The following is a 16,889-nucleotide window of genomic DNA, read 5'->3' on the forward strand; positions in this document are numbered from 1 at the left end:
CCACTGCGACGGAAGGCCCGAACTGCCTTGAATTCCCTGCGTATCCGGATAGGCGTCCTCGGTCTCGCCCTGCTGACCGGCTTCAGCGCCCCGACGGCCGCGAGCGCCGCCGAGGCGCCGGCCCCCTCCCCCACCGTCGAGGAAGGGCGGCTCGACAGGGCCGTCCCGCAGGAGATCCTGCGGCGTTCCGGGTTCGACACGGTGGCCCCGGGGTTGGCCCGGGCGCTCGACGAGGCCCGTTCCTACGCCCAGGCCCGCCGGACCGTCGTACGCGAGGGGGCGCAGCTGTGGCGGCGGGCCGTCGACCGGGCGCAGGGGCGCGGTCCCGCGGGCGGAGACCTCAGCCCGGACGACGACCGGCCGCTGTACTGGGCGCGGCTCGCCATGACGCGTGAAGTGCGCACCTGGGAACCGGAGTTCGGTCTGACGGACGGGCAGCGGGCCGCGCTGCTGGACGAACTGGAGCGCACTTCGCGCGGACAGACGGCCATCAGCTACCCACGCGGCAAGGGCCTGAAGCGGATCCTTGTCACCGGCTTCGACCCGTTCACCCTGGACCGGGACATCCGTATCTCCAACCCGTCCGGCGCCACCGCGCTCGCCCTCGACGGCACCGTGATCGAGACGGCGGACGGCCCGGCCCGTATCGAGACGGCCGTGTTCCCGGTGCGCTGGCAGGACTTCACGCAGGGGACGGTGGAGCGCACGCTGCGGCCGCACCTGCCCGAGGTCGACCTGTTCACGACCGTGAGCCAGGGGCGGGTCGGGCGGTTCGACGTGGAGCGGACCAACGGGGCCTGGCGGGGCGGCTTCGCGGACAACGACAACATCGGCCGTACGGAGACCGTCCCCGTCACCGACCCGGCCTCGCAGCCGCAGTGGACGACGACCACGCTGCCGTACCGGGCGATCGTCGCCGCGGACACCGGCCGTTTCCCGGTGTACGACAACACGAGCGTCACGGAGATCCCGGCGGGCGGCACGGAGCCCGTCGTCCGCCCGGAGGGGCCGACGCCCGGCTCGACCGCCCGGGCAGGCGGCGGCGGTGACTACCTCTCCAACGAGATCGCCTACCGGGCGACGCTGCTGCGGGACCGGCTGGGGCTGCACGACGCCCTGCCGGGCGGACATGTGCACACGCCCGTGCTCCAGTTCGGAGCCGGGAACACCACCGAGGTCACCGACCCGGAGTTCGTCCGGAACCGGCTGGACATCATCGCGCAGGTGCGGACGATCCTGAGGGTGGCTGCGGAGGAGTCGTGACGGCCCCGTCGCCCTCCGCGCCGTCCTCCCGGATCTCCTCGCCCAGCAGGTCACGCGCCATGAGGGTGGCGCCGGCGACCGCGCCCGGCATCAGGAAGACCGCGACGAACGGGACGAGGAAGGCCACGGCCAGCGGCGTGCCGAAGCCCCAGACCAGGGTCTTGCGGGAGCGCAGCAGGCCGAGGCGGGTGCGCAGTTCGACGCTGCGGCGCTGGAGGGCGACGGAGGTCAGTTCCTCGGTGAGGAAGAACCCGGTGACGAAGAACCCGATCACCGGTACGACCGTCTGGCCGACGACGGGGATGAAACCGCACGCGAACAGCAGCACGCCCCACAGGGCGGCCCGCACCACGATCCGGAGGCTGTCCCGTGCGGAGATCCACAACTCCCGCCAGAGCGGCAGGCCCGACTCGGGGGCGTGGCCGTCCGGGGACACGTCCCGGTCGACCTTCTCGGAGAGGTTCTCGTAGAAGGGCTGCCCGATCAGCAGCGTCACCGCGGTGAACGTCACGACGGCGAGGAGCAGGGCGAGGGCGAACAGCACGGCGGTCAGGAAGCCGCGGAAGAGCCCGACCCAGGGGCTCGACCAGCCGTCGGCGAACGGGGTCGCCCAGGTGACGGCGTCCTCGCCCCACAGCGCCAGCGCGACGAGCGCCGCCGCGTACAGGACGAGGGTGATCAGGCCCGGGACCAGCCCGAAGCCGTAACTCCTGCCGTGCCGGGCCACCCAACGCTGGCCCTTCAGCAGGTACCGGAAACCCACCCCGAGATCGCTCATGGGAAAACCCTATCGGGGCAGGCCAGGCCACCCCCCGACAGGGCCGTACGGGTCATCGGTGACACCAAGGCGGCCTTGTTGCCGTTGAGTCGAACCGGTACACCTCGCCGTACCGATCTCAGGAAGCCCCGGAGGAGGTACGCGTGCGCACCACGAGAACCGTTCCTGCGAGACCTGTACTGATCGTCACCCTCACCCTCGCCACGGCGGGTTCACTCCTGCTCGGCCCCGACGCCGCCGGCGCGGACCCGAAGCCCGTCACCCGCGAGGGCGCCGCAGTGGACGACCGCGCGGCCGAGGCTCCCGCGAGCGCGGCCCGGCGGGCCCTGGCCGCCGCCGAGGAGACCTCCACGCCGACGGCCACCCGCGGCTACCCCCGCCGCCGGATCCTCTCCCCCGACCCGGAGAACCCGGGCGACAAGTCCCTGAAGCTGGGCCTCACCCCGTATCACGCGATCGCTCCGAAGCTCAACGCCCTGCAACGCCTCGGCGACCGGGTCAGCGTGGAGGTGACCGGCCGCTCGGCCGGCGGCCACCGCCTCTACCTCGTCACCGTGACCGCCCCGGAGACCACCCGCCAGGCCCGCGCCCAGGAGCGCATGCGCGAGCTGATCGAGAACGCGCCCGCGACCGCGGCCAAGTCCCCTGAGATCAAACGGGATTACAAGACCCCGGTCTTCGTCAACAGCAACATCCACGGCAACGAGTGGGAGGGCACGGACGCCTCCCTGAAGATCGTCGAGCAGCTCGCGACCGCCAAGGACGCCAGGACCCGCGACCTCCTGGCGCACAGCCGCCTGTACTTCAACATCACGGCCAACCCGGACGGCCGTATCGCCGGCACCCGCGCCAACGCGAACGGCTTCGACCTGAACCGCGACTTCGTCACCGCCTCCCAGCCCGAGACCCGCGCGATGCGGCAGATCGAGCTCGACACGCAGCCGGCCGTCCTGCTCGACCTGCACGGCTACGTCAACGGCACCCTCATCGAGCCCACCACGCCCCCGCACGGCGAGAACTACGAGTACGACCTCTTCCTGAAGAACAGCTACGCCAACGCCCTCGGCATGGAGTCCGCCGTCAACGCCCTCGGCTACACGCCCGCGAGGGACGGCGTCGAACCCGCGCAGATCCCGTTCCGCGACCAGGAGGAGGGCTGGGACGACTGGCCGCCCGTCTTCACCCCGCAGTACGCGGCCTTCCACGGCACGGTCGCCGCGCACACGGTGGAGATCCCGCTGGCCGTGAACAACGAGGAGTACGAGGAACTGCCCGTCCCGGAGCTGCGCCGCCGCTCGGCGGTCAACACGGCCGTGGCGGGCGCGGCGATCCGCGCGACCCTGAACCACGTCCGGGAGCACCGCACCTCGCTCGTCGCCGACCAGATCGAGGTCTTCCGCCGCGGCGCGGCCGGCGCCCCGCAGGTACCGGTGTCACCGGAGACGGTCCCCGGCGTGCCCGGCATCGGCCCGGAGGACGTCTACACGACCACGTTCCCGCGCGCCTACGTCATCCCGCCCGGCGACTCCCGCACCCAGCGCTCGGCCCCGGCGGCGGCCCGCCTCGTCGGCCACCTCCTCGCCAACGACGTCCGCGTCACCCGCGCCACCCGCCCCTTCCGGCTCGCCGGACGGACGTATCCCACGGGGTCGTACGTCGTCGACCTGCACCAACCCAAGCGCGGCATGGCGAACGTGCTGCTGGCCGACGGGCGGGACATCAGCGGCAAGGTGTCGGTGATGTACGACATCTCGGGCTGGAGCCTGGGCCGTCTGTGGGGCGCCACGGTCGAACAGGTGCCGTCGGGCAGCCTGCGGGGCGCGCCTCTGCGCCCGGTCACCGAGGCCACACCGGTCGCCCATGTGCCCGCTCACGGCGACCTCCGCCTGCGCCTGACCGACCCGCGCGAAATCGCGGCCCTCAACTCCCTCCTCCGGCAAGGCGTTCCGGTGCGCCGGGGGCCGGACGGCAGCGCGATCGTCCCGGCGTCGGCCCGCCGCGAGGCGGTCGCGGCCGCCCGAGCCCATGACGTCTCCTTCGCGGCCACGCGGCTCACCGGCGGCACGCCCCTGCGCCGCCTCCGGGTCGCCGCCGCCGTCACGCCCGGTGAGCTGTTCGCCCTGCGGGAGATGGACTTCGACGTCACGCCGGTCTCGACGGCCGTCCTGAACGCGGGCTTCGACTGGTCCGGCACGGACGTGCTGTTCGTGTCCGCCGGCCTGGACCATGCCGCCCTGACCGCCCCCGCCCGCAGGGCCCTGGACGCCTTCCTCGGCGATCACGGCCTGGTCGGCCGGGGCGCGACGGGAGCGGCCCTGAACGCGGCGGCGGACCGGCTGGCCGTCCGGCCGGTCGAGGGCAACCCGGACGCCAACGGCGTCGTGAGAACGAAGAACACGGGCCGCCTCACGCACGACGCTCCCGCGCACGCCTTCGTCTACGCCCCGCTGTGGTTCACCGCCCTCGGCCCCGGAGTGCGGGTGGAGCAGTCGTACGCGATCGGGAATCCGCTCGTCTCCGGACATTGGCGCCCGCTCCGGGACGGCACCGGCGGCCCCGCGGCGGCAGCGGGACAGGCCTCGGTGGTCAGCGGCGGCCGGACGGTCCTGTTCGGCACCGAGCCTCTCTTCCGGGACCACCCCAAGGGGGAATTCCCGCAGGTGGCGAGGGCATTGTTCACAGTGGCACACAGCGGTTCAGTTGAGGAGAGCGGATGACGCAGGAGATCCACGGCACGGTGGCCGACGGCTTCCAGGGGGTGCGCGAGGAGTTCGCCGCGTTCGTGGCCGGGGAGCGCCCCGACTACGAGGGCCAGCTGTGCGCCTACGTCCACGGCCGCAAGGTCGTCGATCTGTGGGCGGGGACCGAAGCGGACGCCCTCTACGGCGTGTTCTCGTCCACCAAGGGTGCCGCCTACCTGGTCGTCGCCCTCCTCGTCCAGGACGGCACGCTCGAACTGGACCGCAAGGTGACGTACTACTGGCCGGAGTTCTCGGCCGAGGGCAAGGGCACCCTGACCCTGCGGGACCTGCTCGCGCACCGGGCCGGTGTGGTCGGGACGGACACCGGCTTCACCCTCGCGGAGCTGGCCGACGACCGCCAGCTCGCCGAACGCCTCGCCGACCAGCGGCCGTTCTGGCGCCCCGGCACGGCGTTCGGCTACCACGCGATGGTCAGCGGCGCCCTGGTCGGCGAGGTCGTGCGGCGCGCGACGGGCCGCACGCTCCAGGAGGTCTACCAGGAGCGGATCCGCACCCCGTACGCCCTGGACTTCCACCTCGGCCTGCCCGCGCCCCACGAGCCGCGCTTCCGCACCACCCAGCCGATGGCCCCGACCCCGGCCCAGCAGGCCGTCCTCGACGCCACGCCCACGGGTCCGCACACGCTCGCCTCGATCGCCTTCAACCGCCACGCCACGGAACCGACCGACCTCGCCTCGCTGCCCAACATGCCGCTGGTCCGCGCCAAGGGCCCGGCCTCGGTGGGCGGAGTGGCGTCCGCGCGGGGCCTGGCCGGGTTGTACGCGGCGGCGATCAGCGAGGTGGGCGAGCAGGCGCCGCTGCTGAAGCCGGACACGGTGGCGGAGTTCGGCCAGATCCACTCGGTCGGCCACGACCTGGTGTCACGTGCCCACAGGTCGTTCGGGCTCGGCTTCCAGATCACGGCCGATGTGGCGCACCCCTTCCTCGGCGCCGGGACGATCGGGCACAGCGGCGCGAGCGGCTCGCAGGCCTTCGCGGACCCGTGGAGCGGCCTGGCGTACGGCTACACGCGCCGCCGTTTCGCCTTCCCGGGCGGCGCGGCCCCGGAGAACGACCGCCTGGCGCAGGCGATCCACACGGCGGCGCTGGCCCTCTGAGTCCCGGGCACGGCGAAGGCCGCACCCCACGTCCAAGGGTGCGGCCTCCGCGTACGCAACGACTGTCGTCAGACCAGCGTCACGGTGATGTTCCCGCGAGTCGCCTTCGAGTAGGGACACACGTCGTGGGCCTTCTCGACGAGCGACCGCGCGGTGCCCCGGTCCACCTTGGGAATGTCGGCGGAGATCTCCACGATGATCCCGAACCCGTCGCCGTTCTTCCCGAGGCCGACCTTGGCGGTGACGGTCGACCCGGTGAGGTCGGCCCCCTCCTGACGTGCGACGACGCCGAGAGCTCCCTGGAAACAGGCGCTGTAGCCGGCGGCGAACAGCTGCTCCGGGTTGGTCCCGGCGCCACTGCCGCCCATCTCCTTCGGCGGGTTGACGACGACGTCGAGCTTGCCGTCGTCGGTGGCGACCCGTCCGTCGCGCCCGCCCTCGGCGGTGGCGACGGCGGTGTACAGGACGTCGGACTGCTGGATGGGCATGCGGTTGTGTTCCTTCGGTCGTCCGCCGCGGCTCGCGCCCGGGCCGAGCGGATTCGGAAAAAACTTACCGCATACCGGAATGCATCAGAAGGTCAGAGCTTGACGATCATCTTCCCGGTGTTGTCACCGCGCAGCACACCCAGGAACGCCTCGAGGTTGTTCTCGATGCCCTCGACGACGGTCTCCCGGTACTTCAGCTCACCGGAGGCGACCCAGGGGGCGACCTCCTGCACGAACTGCGGCTGAAGGTCGTAGTGGTCGCTCACGAGGAAGCCCTCCATACGGCCACGGGTCGCGATCAGCCGGGGGAGGTTCTTCGGACCGGGAACGGGCTCGGTGTTGTTGTAGACGGAGATCATCCCGCAGATGGCGATCCGCCCGCCCTCGTTGAGCGCCCCGAGAGCGGCCTCCAGGTGATCACCGCCGACATTGTCGAAGTAGACGTCGATCCCGTCGGGAGCGGCGGCGCGCAGCTGCTCGCTCACGGGCCCGTCCTTGTAGTTGAAGGCGGCGTCGAAGCCGTACTCCTCCGTGAGGAGCTTCACCTTCTCGTCCGACCCGGCGGAGCCGATGACCCGCGAGGCGCCCTTCAGCCGGGCGATCTGCCCGACCTGGCCGCCCACGGCACCTGCGGCACCGGACACGAAGACGGTGTCGCCCTCCTTGAAGGAGGCGGTCCGCAGCAGCCCCGCGTAGGCGGTGAGGCCGGTCATGCCCAGCACGCCGAGGTACGTCGACAGCGGCGCGGCGTCCGGGTCCACCTTCACGGCGTTCTTCGCGGCCACGACGGCGTACTCGCGCCATCCGAGGAAGTGCAGTACGTGATCGCCGACGGCCAGCCCCTCCGCGTTGGAGGCGACGACCTCGCCGACGGCACCGCCCTGCATGGCCTTGCCGAGCTCGAACGGGGCGACGTAGGACTTCGCGTCGCTCATACGGCCGCGCATGTACGGGTCCACGGAGAGGTACTTGTTCCGCACGAGGACCTGACCTTCACCCGGCTGCGGAACCTCCGCCTCGACGAAGGCGAAGTCCTCGGGCTTCGGCCAGCCGACGGGGCGGCTGACCAGGTGCCACTCGCGGCTGACGGCGGGGAGGGTGGGGGTGTCGGTCATGATGCGCCTTACCTCACTGGCTCGATGCGAATGTTTCAGTACCTGAAACAACCATGCTCCTGAAAATTTCAGGTTGTCAAATAACCGGGTACCCTCGATTCCATGGCCTCCACCACATCCACCTCCCTGAACAGCCACCGCCCCGATCCGCTGACCCTTGAGGTCGTCGAGCTCATCGGGGAGGTCGTGGCGCGGTTCCATGAGGACTACGAGGAGGCGGCGGCGGAACATGCCCTGACCGGGGCGCAGGCCCGGTTGCTGAGCCTGCTGTGCCTTGAGCCGCTGCCGATGAGAAGGCTCGCCCAGCGGCTGAAGTGCGAACCGTCGAACGTCACGGGGATCGTGGACCGGCTGGAGGCGCGGGGGCTGGTGGAGCGGCAGCCGGATCCCGCGGACCGCAGGGTGAAGGTGGCGGCGGCGACGAGCGAGGGGCGGCGGGTGGCCCGCAGCCTGCGGGAGTCACTGCGGTTCGCCCGGGAGCCGCTGGCCGGGCTTTCCGAGGGGGAGAGGGTGGCGCTGCGGAATGCGTTGCGGGGGATGCTGGGGTGAGGCCGGGGTGGTGCGGGGTGTTGCAGGGTGCTCGGCGTAGCCGCTGAGGCCGGGTGGGTCCGCAGCCCGGCGGAACGGGGTGCTGCTGCGCCCACCCGTGCCGCCCTTAGCGGCACGATTGCCCGCAGCTAGGCGGGACCGGCGGCCTGCGGCAGCTGAGCCACCACGCACCCGCACCCGCCGACGCACGGAAGGGGACGTGTCGGGGGGTGTCCGCCCGCAGCGGTTGGCGCGTCAACGGACGGTTAGTCGGTATCCGACCCCATCGCGCCGTTCCGAGGACGGACACCCCCCGGCGCGGCCCCGACCCACCACCCGGCGTCAGGCGCTACGCGCACCACCACAGGAAGCGGTTGCACGTCTCCGAGGGGGACGGTTCCGGCGCCGGAGGCCGGGGCGTCGGGTCCTGGGTTCGGGTGGGTGCCGGGGCTGGGGCCGGCCGGGCGGTCGTAGGGCCCGATGTCGGGCCGCTGGCGGGCGTGTCCGTCGACGTCGAGTCGGAGCCCTTCGGCGTCTCGTCGTCCTTCGCGTCCTCGGACTTGTCCGGCTTCGGGGACTTGGAAGCCGACGGGGAGTCAGACACGCTGGGCGTAGGGGATGGTGATGACGCCTCAGCCCGGGCCCCCTCCCCCTGGCCGCCCGTCTCCCCCGCCTCCACCGACGCGTCGCCGTCCGCCGACTCACCCCCCGCCGCCGCCGGCTTCGGCGTCGACTTGGGCGCGTCCATGCCGAGCTCCGCGAGGCTCAGCCCACCCGCCGCCAGCACGAACCCCGCCGCGACGAACAGCGTCCGGCGCCGCCGCCGGCGATGCGCCGCGGCCTTCCGGTCCCGCCGGCTCGTCCCACCGCCCTGCCCCTCACCCGGACCCTCACCGACCGGCCCGTGCTCGCGCTCACGCCCGCGTCCACGTCCGCGCCGTCGAGCGGCACGCCCCAACGGCTCTCCCTCGTCGCCGAATTCACCATCGGGGCCGTCGGACTCATCGGGCTCACCAGACCCGTCGCCAGACCCGTCGTGCACGCCGTGCACATCATGCACGCCGCCCCCGCCATCCCCGCCATCCCCGCCCGCAGGAACGGCGTCATACCCGCCGTACTCCGGCTCACGCCAGCGCAGCGCATCGGCTGAGGTGCCACACCCCGGGCAGGCGAGCGCGCCGTTGAGGTGCCGTCGGCACGGGTCGCAATAGTCCATGACGCGGGAAGATTAAGTTCCGCGCCGGTCACGTTCCTAGATCCAGCTGTGAAGGTTCTGTAGGGACACGCCGCCGCCATGGTTTCGAAACTGTCGAAACCGTTATGCGCGCGACCCATTGACACCCCCACCGCCGCGTCCTTACTGTCACGCCAGCATTTCGAACGTGTGCCGAAATCTCGAACACGTCGAAGCTGAGCGACTGACAGAACCGAGCCGACGAAGCTGCGAGGGAAAACCGCCGTGCGCATCACCGGAATCAGCACACACGTGGTCGGGACGCCGTGGCGCAACCTGACGTACGTCCAGGTGCACACCGACGAGGGGATCACCGGAGTCGGCGAGACCCGGATGCTGGGACACACCGACGCCCTGCTCGGTTACCTGAAGGAGGCTGAGGTCAATCACATTCTCGGCTCCGACCCCTTCGCTGTCGAGGACCTCGTCAAGCGGATGAAGTACGGCGACTACGGCCGCGCCGGCGAGATCGTGATGTCCGGTATCGCCGTGATCGAGATGGCCTGCTGGGACATCAAGGGCAAGGCCCTCGGCGTCCCCGTCTGGCAGCTGCTGGGCGGCAAGGTCACCGACAAGGTCAAGGCGTACGCCAACGGCTGGTACACCACGGAGCGCACCCCGGAGGCGTACCACAAGGCGGCCCAGGGGGTCATGGAGCGCGGCTACCGGGCGCTCAAGATCGACCCCTTCGGCACCGGGCACTTCGAGCTCGACCACCAGCAGACCCTCTACGCCGTCTCCCTGATCGAGGCGGTCCGGGACGCCATCGGCCCCGAGGCCGAGCTGATGCTGGAGATGCACGGCCGCTTCTCCCCCGCCACGGCCGTACGCCTGGCCAAGGAGCTCGCTCCGTTCAAGCCGGCGTGGCTGGAGGAGCCGGTCCCGCCGGAGAACCTCAAGGCGCTGGAGAAGGTGGCCGCCAAGGTCGACATGCCGGTCGCCACCGGTGAGCGCATCCACGACCGGATCGAGTTCCGCGAGCTCTTCGAGAGCCAGGCCGTGGACATCATCCAGCCGGACGTCGGCCATATCGGTGGAATCTGGGAGACCCGGAAGCTCGCGGCGACGGCCGAGACCCACTACATGCTGGTGGCCCCGCACAACGTCGGCGGCTCGGTCCTGACCGCCGCCTCCCTCCAGGTGGGCTTCACCTCCCCGAACTTCAAGATCCTGGAGCACTTCAACGACTTCGCGGACGCGGAGATCAAGAAGGTGGTCAAGGGCGCCCCGCAGGTGAACCCGGAGGACGGCTGCTTCCACCTCTCCGACGCCCCCGGCCTGGGCGTGGAGCTGGACGTCGACGCCGCCGCCGAGTTCCCGCAGCAGCAGGCCCGCTTCGACCTCTGGGCGGACGGCTGGGAGCAGCGCAAGCCCAAGGGCGCCCAGTGACCGTCCGGCCCCCGGAAACCCGGAACCGGCAACCGAAAGCTTCGAAACTCCCAGGAGCGACGTGAGCACCGCCGTAGTGATCGACGCCCCGGGCGAGCACCGTCTCGTCCCGCACGAGCCCCGGCAGCCCGAGGCCGGCGAGGCGCTCGTCCGTGTCCACGCCTCCGGCATCTGCGGCAGCGACCGCGAGGTCTACCAGGGCAACCGCCCCGAGGGCTACGTCCGCTACCCGCTCACCCCGGGCCACGAGTGGTCCGGGACGGTGGAGGCCGTGGGCGCCGGTGTCCCCGGGTCCCTCGTCGGCCGCAAGGTCGTCGGTGAGGGGTTCCGCAACTGCCAGGTCTGCGACCGCTGCCACGCGGGCGACACGACCCTGTGCACGGCCGGTTACGAGGAGACCGGGTTCACCCAGCCGGGCGCGATGGCGGCCACGCTGACGCTCCCCGCCCGTCTCCTGCACGCCCTCCCGGACGACTGCGACCTCACGGCCGCGGCCCTCCTGGAGCCGGCAGCCTGTATCGCGGCGGCCGCGCTGAAGGGGAACGCACAGCCCGGCGAGCGCGTCGCCGTGGTCGGCACCGGCACCCTCGGTATGTTCGCCGTGCAGTTCCTGAAGGCGAGCTCGCCGGGCGAGCTGCTGGTCGTCGGCACCCGCCGGGACCGTGAGGCGCTGTCGCGGCAGTACGGCGCGACGGACTTCCGGACGAAGGACCAGGACCTCCCGGACGACTTCGACGTGGTGATCGAGACGGCCGGCTCCGCGGACGCCGCCCGGATCTCCGCCGCCCTGCTCCGGCGCGGCGGCCGGCTGGTCCTGACCGGGATCCCGGCGCCGGGCGCCGACGGTCTCGACCCGACCGATCTCGTCGTACGGCAGCTGGAGGTGCACACCGTCTTCGGTGCTCCGCCGGACGCCTGGGCGCACACGGTGCGGGTGTTCGCCGCCGGTCTGCTCGACCCGCTGCCGCTGGTGACGCACGAGCTGCCGCTCGCCGAGTTCTCGCAGGCCATCGAGCTGGTGGGAGCCGGCGATCCGAAGGTGGGCAAGGTGTTGCTCCGCCCCTAGACGTACGCCGGTACGGGGGCAACCTGACGGCTCCCGTACCGGCGTACACCCAGCCTTGTCATACCCAGAGCCGCGAACCTCGTCCGAAATATCGAACCGAAGGACTTTCCTGTGACCGACGCTTCCGCCACGGCAGCCCGCAGGCCCGGTGAGCAGGCGCTCACCACGCTGGGCCTGAGCGCGCCCGCCCTCGACCCCGCCGACGCCTCGCCGCACTCCTTCCCCGGCGGCGGCCGCTGGCGCACCGAGATCCCCTCGTGCGAGGGGCCCGAGGCGCTGGCGGTGGTCCTGAAGGAGGCCTCGCGGCTGGACGTGCCGATCCACCGGATCAGCCAGGGCAGCGGCGTGTGGATGCTGACCGACGCCGAGATCACCGAGATGGTCGAGGCGACGGCCGAGCGCGACATCGAGCTCTGCCTGTTCACCGGCCCGCGCGGCACGTGGGACATCGGCGGCTCCACGCGTACCGACTCGCGCGGCGGGGGCCTCAGAGCCCGCGGCCACGACGCCGTCGCCGGATGCGTCGAAGACGCCGTCCGGGCCACGGAGTTGGGCGTCAAGTGCCTTCTCGTCGCCGACGAGGGCGTGCTGTGGACACTGCACCGGGCGCGCGCGGCCGGCATCATCCCGGCCGACACGACCCTCAAGGTGAGCGCGCTCATCGGGCCCGTCAACCCGGCGGCGTACGCGGTGTACGAGCGCCTCGGCGCCGACTCCGTCAACGTGCCGAGCGACCTGACGCTCGATCACCTCACCGAGATCCGCCGGGTGTCGGGCGCCCCGATGGACATGTACATCGAGGCCCCGGACGACCTCGGGGGCTACGTCCGGATGTACGAGGTCGCCGAACTCATCAGACGCGGCGCGCCGCTCTACCTGAAGTTCGGCCTCTCCAAGGCGCCCGGGATCTACCCCTACGGGCACCACATGCGGGAGCTGACCCTGGCCACGGCCAAGGAACGCGTGCGGCGCGGCCGCCTCGCTCTGGACCTCCTGGCCCGCCACGGCGCCGACGGCGACATGGCGCCGCTCGGGTCACGGCTGCCGGGCGATCTGCAACGGTTCGAAATTTCGGCATAACGTTCCGGAAACTGAGCTTCACAAAAGAAGACACAGCCGACCACAATCCGACACATCTCTTCTCGGTCTTTCCGGCACGACCACCCGGAGCGACTTTCGCGCCTCCCAGACCGAGCCCTGCACACAGATCAAGGATGATCATCATGCGTAACCGCAGAGCCGCTCTCGCCGCCATAGCCGGAGCCGCGTCCCTCGCCCTCACCCTGTCCGCCTGCGGCCAGAACAGCGAAGGTGGCAGTGAGGAGAGCGGAGGCAGCGCCAAGGGCGGCACCATCGGCATCGCGATGCCGACCAAGTCCTCCGAGCGCTGGATCGCCGACGGCAACAACGTCAAGAAGGACCTGGAGTCCAAGGGCTACAAGACCCAGCTGGTCTACGGCGAGGACGACCCGGACCAGCAGGTCTCGCAGGTCGAGAACCTGATCACCCAGGGTGTGAAGGCGCTGATCGTCGCGGCCATCGACAACAAGTCGATGAACAACGTGCTCCAGCAGGCCAAGGACGCCAACATCCCGGTCATCTCCTACGACCGCCTGATCCTCGGCACGAAGAACGTCGACTACTACGCGTCGTTCGACAACGAGAAGGTCGGCGAGCTCCAGGGCACCTACATCGTCGAGAAGCTCGGCCTGAAGGACGGCTCCAAGAAGGGCCCGTTCAACATCGAGCTGTTCGCCGGCTCCAACGACGACAACAACACCCGCTACTTCTTCCAGGGCGCGATGAACATCCTGCAGCCCTACATCGACAAGAAGCAGCTCGTCGTCCGCTCCGGCCAGACCAAGCTGAACCAGGTCACCACCCTGCGCTGGGACGGCGGCACCGCCCAGAAGCGCATGGACGACATCCTGACCTCGGCCTACAAGAGCGAGCGGGTCGACGCGGTCCTCTCCCCCTACGACGGCATCTCCATCGGCATCCTCTCGGCGCTGAAGTCGGACGACTACGGCTCCAAGAGCAAGCCGCTGCCGATCGTCACCGGCCAGGACGCCGAGCTCGCCTCGGTGAAGTCGATCATCGCCGACCAGCAGTCGATGACCGTCTACAAGGACACCCGCCAGCTCGCCAAGGTCGCCTCGAACATGGTCGACGCGCTGCTGAACGACAAGAAGCCCGAGGTCAACGACACCAAGACCTACGACAACGGCGCGAAGGTCGTCCCGGCCTACCTGCTCGAGCCGGTCGCCGTCGACAAGACGAACTACCAGAAGGAAGTTGTCGACTCCGGCTACATCAAGGCAAGCGACCTCAAGTAACCGCCGGCTCACTCTGATTGGAAGGCACGACCATGGCGGGACCCGTCCTGGAAATGCGCTCGATCGTCAAGACCTTTCCCGGCGTCAAGGCGCTGTCGGACGTCACCCTGACCGTCCGGCAGGGCGAGGTCCACGCCATCTGCGGCGAGAACGGCGCCGGCAAGTCGACCCTGATGAAGGTCCTCTCCGGCGTCCACCCGCACGGCACCTACGAGGGAGACATCCTCTTCGAGGGGGAGGTCTGCCAGTTCAAGGACATCCGGGCCAGCGAAGAGCGCGGCATCGTGATCATCCACCAGGAACTGGCCCTGGTGCCCTACCTCTCCCTCGCGGAGAACATCTTCCTCGGCAACGAGCACGCCACCCGGGGGATCATCAGCTGGACCGAGACCCTTCGGCACGCCACCGAGCTGCTCCGCCGGGTCGGCCTCTCCGACCACCCGGACACCCGCGTCGCCGACATCGGCGTGGGCAAGCAGCAGCTCGTGGAGATCGCGAAGGCCCTGTCGAAGAAGGTGAAGCTGCTCATCCTGGATGAGCCGACCGCGGCCCTGAACGACGAGGACAGCGACAAGCTCCTCGATCTGATCCTGGAGCTGAAGAAGCAGGGCATCACCTCGATCATCATCTCCCACAAGCTCAACGAGATCCGCAAGGTCGCCGACTCGGTGACGATCCTCCGCGACGGCCAGACCATCGAGACCCTCGATGTGAAGGCGCCGGAGACCACCGAGGACCGGATCATCAGCGGCATGGTCGGCCGCGACCTGGAGCACCGCTTCCCGGAGCGGTCGCCGCACGAGCCCGAGCAGGGTGTGGCGCCCGCCCTGGAGATCCGGGGCTGGACCGTGTTCCACCCGATCGACCAGCAGCGCAAGGTCGTCGACGACGTGTCCCTCCAGGTGCGGCGCGGCGAGATCGTCGGCATCGCCGGCCTGATGGGCGCCGGCCGCACCGAGCTCGCGATGAGCGTCTTCGGGCGGACGTACGGCCGGTACGCGGACGGCACGGTCCTCAGGGACGGCAAGGAGATCCGTACGAAGTCCGTCCCCGAGGCGGTCAAGCACGGGATCGCGTACGTCACCGAGGACCGCAAGCACTACGGCCTCAACCTCATCGACACCATCAACCGGAACATCTCGCTGACCGCCCTGAGCAAGGTCGCCAAGCGCGGTGTGGTCGACGAGCACGAGGAGCGGCAGGTCGCCGAGGGCTTCCGCAAGTCCATGAACATCAAGGCGCCCACCGTCTTCGAGCCGGTGGGGAAGCTGTCCGGCGGCAACCAGCAGAAGGTCGTCCTCAGCAAGTGGATCTTCTCCGGCCCGGAGGTGCTGATCCTGGACGAGCCGACGCGCGGGATCGACGTCGGGGCCAAGTACGAGATCTACACGGTCATCGACCAGCTGGCCGCCCAGGGCAAGGCGGTCGTCTTCATCTCCTCCGAGCTGCCCGAACTGCTCGGCATGTGCGACCGCATCTACACGATGGCCGCCGGGCGGCTGACCGGTGAGTTCTCGCGGGCCGAGGCCTCACAGGAATCGCTGATGCGTCAGATGACGAAGGACAAAGAGGTAACCCGATGAGCACGGACGTGACCGCCAAGACGCCGGCCCCCGCGCCGCCCGGCAAGGGAGGGACGGCCACCGGCGGCGGACTGCTGCAGCTGATGCTGGACGGCATGCGCCGCAACATGCGGCAGTACGGCATGCTGTTCGCGCTCGGCCTGATCGTGGTGCTGTTCGCCGTGTGGACCGACGGCGACCTGCTGCTGCCGCGCAACGTCTCCAACCTGGTCCTGCAGAACAGCTACATCCTGATCCTCGCGATCGGCATGATGCTGGTCATCATCGCGGGCCACATCGACCTGTCGGTCGGCTCGCTGACGGCGTTCGTGGGCTCGATGGCCGCCGTGTTCATGGTCAAACAGGATATTTCCTGGCCGCTCGCCGTGGTGCTGTGCCTGGCCGTGGGCGCGGTCGCGGGTGCCATCCAAGGGTTCTTCATCGCGTACGGCGGCATACCGTCGTTCATCGTGACCCTGGCGGGCATGCTGATCTTCCGCGGTCTGACCGAGATCTTCCTCGAGGGCCAGACGCTCGGCCCGTTCCCGGACGGGCTGCAGAAGGTCGCCAACGGGTTCCTGCCCGAGGTCGGTCCGAACACCAACTACCACAACCTCACGCTGCTGCTGGGCTTCGCGATGATCGCCTTCGTGATCTTCCAGGAGGTCCGGGACCGCAGGCGGCAGCAGGAGTTCAACCTGGACGTCCCGCCCTTCAAGCTGTTCCTGCTGAAGCTGGTCGCGATCGGCGCCGCCGTGCTGACGCTGACGATGCTGCTGGCCAGCTACAAGGGCGCCCCGATCGTCCTGCTGATCCTCGGTGTGCTGCTCGTCGGCTTCGGCTACGTGATGCGCAACGCGATCATCGGCCGCCACATCTACGCCATCGGCGGCAACCTGCCCGCGGCCAAGCTGTCGGGTGTGAAGGACAAGAAGGTCACCTTCCTGGTCTTCCTGAACATGGGCATGCTCGCGGCCCTGGCGGGTCTGGTCTTCGCCGCCCGCTTCAACGCGGCCTCTCCCAAGGCCGGCCTCAACTTCGAGCTGGAGGCGATCGCGGCCTCGTTCATCGGCGGCGCGTCGATGAGCGGCGGTGTCGGCACCGTCCTCGGCGCGATCATCGGTGGCCTGGTCCTGGGCGTGCTGAACAACGGTATGAACCTCGTCGGCATCGGCACCGACTGGCAGCAGGTCATCAAGGGCCTGGTGCTTCTGGCGGCGGTCGGGTTCGACGTGTGGAACAAGCGCAAGGTCGGTTCGTAAGTCAGATCG

Annotated in this window: 14 protein-coding genes; 10 read left to right on the top strand and 4 right to left on the bottom strand. The window is 70.1% G+C overall.

Annotated elements, in window-relative coordinates:
• Nucleotides 1-27 precede the first annotated feature (27 nt).
• Entirely contained in the window at nt 28-1,263 is a 1,236-nt protein-coding gene (locus tag ACH4G3_RS07040; protein WP_397623524.1) for a pyroglutamyl-peptidase I, read from the top strand.
• Here ACH4G3_RS07040 and ACH4G3_RS07045 read toward each other — a convergent pair.
• Nucleotides 1,214-2,041: an EI24 domain-containing protein gene (locus tag ACH4G3_RS07045; RefSeq protein WP_397623525.1), complete on the bottom strand. Its 828-nt coding sequence runs from the start codon at nt 2,039-2,041 to the stop codon at nt 1,214-1,216. The two genes, ACH4G3_RS07040 and ACH4G3_RS07045, sit on opposite strands and share 50 nt — an antisense overlap.
• Nucleotides 2,042-2,184: 143 nt before the next feature.
• Between ACH4G3_RS07045 and ACH4G3_RS07050 the strand changes: the two genes are divergently transcribed.
• Both ACH4G3_RS07050 and ACH4G3_RS07055 read left to right on the top strand, forming a co-directional pair.
• On the top strand, nt 2,185-4,758 hold the full coding sequence (locus ACH4G3_RS07050) for a M14 family zinc carboxypeptidase (protein ID WP_397623526.1): 2,574 nt from the start codon (nt 2,185-2,187) through the stop codon (nt 4,756-4,758).
• Nucleotides 4,755-5,900 carry a serine hydrolase domain-containing protein gene (locus ACH4G3_RS07055; RefSeq protein ID WP_397623527.1) on the top strand — a complete coding sequence of 382 codons (1,146 nt, stop codon included), beginning with the start codon at nt 4,755-4,757 and terminating at the stop codon, nt 5,898-5,900. The genes ACH4G3_RS07050 and ACH4G3_RS07055 overlap by 4 nt, the downstream gene beginning before the upstream one ends.
• Before the next feature lie 68 nt (nt 5,901-5,968).
• Here ACH4G3_RS07055 and ACH4G3_RS07060 read toward each other — a convergent pair whose 3' ends face one another.
• Complete coding sequence (locus tag ACH4G3_RS07060) at nt 5,969-6,388, bottom strand: organic hydroperoxide resistance protein (RefSeq protein ID WP_397623528.1); 420 nt, start codon at nt 6,386-6,388, stop codon at nt 5,969-5,971.
• Nucleotides 6,389-6,480: 92 nt separating this feature from the next.
• On the bottom strand, nt 6,481-7,503 hold the full coding sequence (locus tag ACH4G3_RS07065; protein ID WP_397623529.1) for an NADP-dependent oxidoreductase: 1,023 nt from the start codon (nt 7,501-7,503) through the stop codon (nt 6,481-6,483).
• Between the two features lie 102 nt (nt 7,504-7,605).
• Here ACH4G3_RS07065 and ACH4G3_RS07070 point away from each other — a divergent pair, with 102 nt between their 5' ends.
• On the top strand, nt 7,606-8,052 hold the full coding sequence (locus tag ACH4G3_RS07070) for a MarR family winged helix-turn-helix transcriptional regulator (RefSeq protein ID WP_397623530.1): 447 nt from the start codon (nt 7,606-7,608) through the stop codon (nt 8,050-8,052).
• A gap of 328 nt (nt 8,053-8,380) precedes the next feature.
• Here the strand turns inward: ACH4G3_RS07070 and ACH4G3_RS42375 are convergent, their stop codons facing one another.
• On the bottom strand, nt 8,381-9,247 hold the full coding sequence (locus tag ACH4G3_RS42375; protein ID WP_449657596.1) for an SCO2400 family protein: 867 nt from the start codon (nt 9,245-9,247) through the stop codon (nt 8,381-8,383).
• A 243-nt stretch (nt 9,248-9,490) separates the two neighbouring features.
• On the opposite strand from ACH4G3_RS42375, the gene ACH4G3_RS07080 reads away from it, so the two are divergent.
• The 6 genes from ACH4G3_RS07080 (at nt 9,491) to mmsB (ending at nt 16,880) form a co-directional block, all read left to right on the top strand.
• On the top strand, nt 9,491-10,654 hold the full coding sequence (locus tag ACH4G3_RS07080) for a mandelate racemase/muconate lactonizing enzyme family protein (RefSeq protein WP_397623532.1): 1,164 nt from the start codon (nt 9,491-9,493) through the stop codon (nt 10,652-10,654).
• Between the two features lie 61 nt (nt 10,655-10,715).
• A complete protein-coding gene (locus tag ACH4G3_RS07085; protein ID WP_397623533.1) occupies nt 10,716-11,720 on the top strand; it encodes a zinc-dependent alcohol dehydrogenase in 1,005 nt (334 codons plus the stop codon).
• A 111-nt stretch (nt 11,721-11,831) separates the two neighbouring features.
• Complete coding sequence (locus tag ACH4G3_RS07090; protein WP_010042363.1) at nt 11,832-12,800, top strand: hypothetical protein; 969 nt, start codon at nt 11,832-11,834, stop codon at nt 12,798-12,800.
• Nucleotides 12,801-12,943: 143 nt separating this feature from the next.
• Nucleotides 12,944-14,056, top strand: coding sequence for a multiple monosaccharide ABC transporter substrate-binding protein (gene chvE / locus ACH4G3_RS07095; protein ID WP_354735416.1), 1,113 nt, complete (start codon nt 12,944-12,946; stop codon nt 14,054-14,056).
• Nucleotides 14,057-14,088: 32 nt separating this feature from the next.
• Nucleotides 14,089-15,639: a multiple monosaccharide ABC transporter ATP-binding protein gene (gene mmsA / locus ACH4G3_RS07100; protein WP_397623534.1), complete on the top strand. Its 1,551-nt coding sequence runs from the start codon at nt 14,089-14,091 to the stop codon at nt 15,637-15,639.
• Nucleotides 15,636-16,880, top strand: coding sequence for a multiple monosaccharide ABC transporter permease (gene mmsB, locus ACH4G3_RS07105; protein ID WP_397623535.1), 1,245 nt, complete (start codon nt 15,636-15,638; stop codon nt 16,878-16,880). Before mmsA ends, mmsB begins: the two co-directional genes overlap by 4 nt.
• Nucleotides 16,881-16,889 lie beyond the last annotated feature (9 nt).

Origin of the sequence: Streptomyces afghaniensis (assembly GCF_044327915.1) — a bacterium.
In the GTDB taxonomy this organism is placed as follows: Bacteria; Actinomycetota; Actinomycetes; order Streptomycetales; family Streptomycetaceae; genus Streptomyces; species Streptomyces afghaniensis.